The organism is Pseudomonas sp. (genome assembly GCF_037994325.1).
Lineage (GTDB): Bacteria > Pseudomonadota > Gammaproteobacteria > Pseudomonadales > Pseudomonadaceae > Aquipseudomonas.
In genome coordinates, this window is the sequence record NZ_JBBNAH010000373.1 from 1 (window position 1) to 2,093 (window position 2,093).

At 55.9% G+C, this 2,093-nt stretch carries 2 protein-coding genes; both read right to left on the reverse strand.

Translation table 11 applies throughout. The features are described 5' to 3' along the window. Positions 1-12: 12 nt before the first annotated feature. Complete coding sequence (locus AAAB16_RS12685; protein ID WP_340663643.1) at positions 13-858, reverse strand: MoxR family ATPase; 846 nt, start codon at positions 856-858, stop codon at positions 13-15. A gap of 157 nt (positions 859-1,015) precedes the next feature. Next, a partial coding sequence (locus AAAB16_RS12690; RefSeq protein WP_340663644.1) for a DUF748 domain-containing protein occupies positions 1,016-2,093 on the reverse strand: 1,078 nt, incomplete at its 5' end.

The following is a 2,093-nucleotide window of genomic DNA, read 5'->3' on the forward strand; positions in this document are numbered from 1 at the left end:
GCCGTTGAGTTTTTATCGACTTGCGCGGCGGCTCATAAAGGCCAGGCGTTCAAGCAGTTGCACGTCTTGCTCGTTTTTCACCAGGGCGCCTGCCAGCGGCGGAATGGCCTTGGTGGGGTCGCGTTCACGCAGTACCGCTTCGCCAATGTTGTCGGCCATCAGGAGTTTGAGCCAGTCCACCAATTCCGAGGTGGAGGGCTTTTTCTTCAAGCCCGGTACTTTGCGCACGTCAAAGAACACGTCGAGCGCTTCGGCGACCAGGTCTTTTTTGATGTTGGGGTAGTGCACATCAACAATCTTCTGCAGCGTGGCGCGGTCAGGGAAGGCGATGTAGTGGAAGAAGCAGCGGCGCAAGAAGGCGTCTGGCAGCTCTTTTTCGTTGTTCGAGGTAATGATGATGATCGGGCGTTTTTTCGCCTTGATGGTTTCATTGGTCTCGTAAACGTAGAACTCCATCTTGTCGAGTTCTTGCAGCAGGTCGTTGGGGAATTCGATGTCGGCTTTGTCGATTTCGTCGATCAGCAAAATCACCCGCTCTTCGCTTTCAAAGGCTTCCCAGAGCTTGCCCTTCTTGATGTAGTTGCGCACGTCGTGGACTTTGTCGCTGTCCAGCTGCGAGTCGCGCAGGCGGCTGACCGCATCGTACTCATACAGCCCTTGGTGGGCCTTGGTGGTGGACTTTACGTGCCAGGTAATCAGCTTGGCGCCGAAGGATTCTGCCAACTGCTCGGCCAGCATGGTTTTACCGGTGCCCGGCTCACCCTTGACCAGCAGCGGGCGTTCCAGGGTGATGGCGGCGTTCACTGCCAGTTTGAGATCGTCAGTGGCGACGTAAGCCTGGGTGCCTTCGAACTTCATCGGAAAATCCTCGAAACGGGTAGGGCGTTCAATAAATGTAGGCCGCGACTATAACGCGCGCTCAGCGTGACTGTGAACGCAGACGCGCCATTCAGTCACTGAATGGGCGGTCACACGCCGACAAGTTGTCAGAAACCGGCCATTGGTTAGGGCCGACCTATTCCTCCGTCGGCTTGCCACGCTCATAACGCGCATTAAAGGCCTGCACAAAACCATTACGCAGAATGGCCAAAAACGCCTGAAACGCGCTGATGTTCTGCTGGTGCACATTGCCGCTAAGTTCGACGCGGGTGGCGAACTGATCCTTGCCCTGATTTTTCAACACGGTTTCGCTGCCGCCGACCAACGCTTCCCACACGGAGCGGAAAAAGCCTTTGTCTTTGTCCTCTACGTCCTGCTGCCAATTGAACACATCGACATCGCGCAGCAGCGGTTTGATATAGCCGCTGATCTGGGCCTTTTTCGCGTCGGCCTCAATCACTAAGTCGCCATGCCCGGCGTTAAAGTCGAACTTGGCGTAAGCGGCGGAGAAGTCGTTGAGTTTGCGCAGTTCGATGTCACGGGCGCGCAGGCGGAATTTGAAGTCTTCAAAGTTTTCATACGGGTCAAATACGATGGTGCATTCCAGCGGCGCATGGCCCAGCAGCAAGGCCTTGCCTTCAAAATGCGCGACCCGCTCGCCGTTGCTATCGGCGACGTTGGTGAGGTTATACAGGCTGGCATTCACTTCGCTGGCCTGCATATTCACCGGCGGCGTTGAGCTGAAGTTATGAAAGCCCAGCTTGCCATCCACTACCCGCACTTCATCCAGGGTAATCGGCAGCAATTTTTCCAGCTGTTCGCGCCAGTTAACGCCTTTACCTGTCTGCGAAGCGTCCTTATCAGTGCCGCCATCGACAAAGTTAAGCTGCGGTTGGGTGAAAAGTACCTTGGCCACTACCGCATGGTCGTACCACAGCGAATGCCAGCTGACGGCAATGTCGATATGTGGCGCATCGAGCAGCGGCACCGGTACTTTGCCGTCTTCTTTTTTACGGATGTTCAGCCCATTGATTTGGTACGCGCCGCGCCACCAGGCCAGGTCGACGTCGGTGATCTCGCCTTTGTACTCGCCCATATCGGCGAGTTTGCCGTTGAGGTAGTCACGCACCACGTAGGGCAGGGTGATGTGCAGAATCAGTACGAGAGCAATAAGGCCAATCACTGTCCAGAGCGGCCAGCTGTAGCGTCGTTTC

What these genes read in the sequence shown, in the direction of transcription:
- AAAB16_RS12685 (WP_340663643.1), bottom strand. Translation starts at nt 858, where the DNA reads ATGAAGTTCGAAGGCACCCAGGCTTACGTCGCCACTGACGATCTCAAA.